The organism is Bacteroides sp. AM23-12, from assembly GCF_003434395.1.
Classification (GTDB): Bacteria; Bacteroidota; Bacteroidia; order Bacteroidales; family Bacteroidaceae; genus Bacteroides; species Bacteroides thetaiotaomicron.
The window spans coordinates 1-1,829 of sequence record NZ_QTLF01000085.1; the positions used below are offsets into that span (position 1 = coordinate 1).

Sequence of the window (1,829 nt, forward strand, 5' to 3'; positions counted from 1 at the left end):
CTGAGCGCCTCCCCCAAAGGGGGACGGGAGGGGGGTAGATGAGAAATACACAACTAGAAATTACTCACATAATCACCCACAAAACAATGATCAAACAAAGAAACATCTCTCTCATTGTGGTGCATTGCACCGCCTCCCGCTGCACCAGTGATCTCACCCTGCCCTCCCTCGACGCCATGCACAAGCGTCAAGGCTTCACCGAATGCGGCTATCATTATTACATCACAAAAGACGGCCGGATACACCACATGCGCGACATTACCAAGATCGGCGCACACGTCAAAGGCCACAACAGCGAATCAATAGGAATCGCTTACGAAGGAGGTCTTAACGCATCAGGCAAAGCAACCGACACACGTACCACCGCACAAAAACAAAGCCTTGAAACGCTCCTGCGCTTTCTGTTACTCACCTATCCGGGAGCAAAGGTCTGCGGCCATCGTGATCTGAGTCCCGATCTCAACCATAACGGAATCATAGAACCATGCGAGTACATCAAAGAATGTCCCTGCTTCAATGTCCGGACCGAATACGGTTATTTAATGGAAAATGGAAAATGGAGAATGGATAATGTACCATGCGGTATATAAGCGCATGAAAGCGTAGCCAATTATTCATTGCTCATTATCCATTATCCATTCACCCTACCTTTGCCGGGAACAATTAAAAAGGAGGTCAATATGAAACCATTTTGGAGAAACACGTTGCGAGTATTGAAAGTGATCGGTAAAATTTTCGTTTGGCTGACCGGAGCGGACAGCCCGGTCAACGATAACGAGAAGAAGGACTAACTCCTGTAATACCCGGCAATGGGAAAACCCCTGTTTTGAGGGCTGCGGACATACCCCGCAGCCCTTTTTTCATGTACATAAACGCATCATGCATCACATATCATCATAGATAAGAATGCACGCCCGCAGCCGCCCGCGCGTATATATAACTTTGCCCGCAGAATGAATCATTAATCACTAAACACTAATAAACATGGCAATTCAAGTAAAAGCATCCTTGCGTAAGAATCCGCAGGACAAAAAAGCAGCCGGAAAATACTACGCTCAGGTAGTTCTTGCTCCGGAAATGACACAGAGACAAATCATCGACCAGATCGCTGACCGTTGTACCGTAACTGGCTCAGACGTGAAAGCGGTGCTGGACGCATTGATGACAGTTATCAAACGTAACCTTGCCAACGGTTCTCCTATTCGCTTAGGCGACCTTGGCTCATTCCGTCCTTCCGTATCGGGTATCGGTAGCGAAAATGTGGATAAGTTTACGGCAAGTAACGTGAAGAAAGCCCGCGTGATCTACGTACCTTCTGCAGAAATCAAGGAAGCGGTAGCAATGTATGCTTTCTCTAAGGTTGGCGCGACTGCCGAAGGCGGGAATACCGAAAAGCCCGGTGGAGGGGATATCGACAACCCCGGGGGCGGAGACGAAGAAGCACCAGACCCGACAGTTTAAAGCGGTCATCCGCTACGTATCAGTAACCATTTGAAAAGAAAGCCTGATGAACAGAAGAAGTTCATCGGGCTTTCTTCGTTTTCAGCTGTTAGAGACTGTCTGCAGGGCTTGCGGAATATATCAGGAGTTTTTCAAAAAATGTCTGACGTTTTTTAGAAAACTCTTGTTGTTTTCTTGGAGATGTTTTTCGCAATTTCAGGCATATAGCTGACTGTTTTCTTTCTGATTGGGTGTTCTTCTATCCATAAATAAACGCAGGAAGAGGAATAGAAACGCTGTTATCTATAAATTTATAAAGAGGTATTTTTGTTCTACCCCCTCCCGTCCCCCTTTGGGGGAGGCGCTTAGTCGGTGGGCGTGGTCGCCCC

Annotated in this window: 2 protein-coding genes; both read left to right on the forward strand. The window is 47.3% G+C overall.

What is annotated here, in order from left to right; translation table 11 throughout:
• Positions 1–86: 86 nt before the first annotated feature.
• Positions 87–590 carry an N-acetylmuramoyl-L-alanine amidase gene (locus DW640_RS23185; protein ID WP_117579000.1) on the forward strand — a complete coding sequence of 168 codons (504 nt, stop codon included), beginning with the start codon at positions 87–89 and terminating at the stop codon, positions 588–590.
• Positions 591–984: 394 nt separating this feature from the next.
• Positions 985–1,461 (forward strand): HU family DNA-binding protein, encoded by a 477-nt coding sequence (locus DW640_RS23190; RefSeq protein WP_011109078.1) that lies wholly within the window; start codon positions 985–987, stop codon positions 1,459–1,461.
• Positions 1,462–1,829 lie beyond the last annotated feature (368 nt).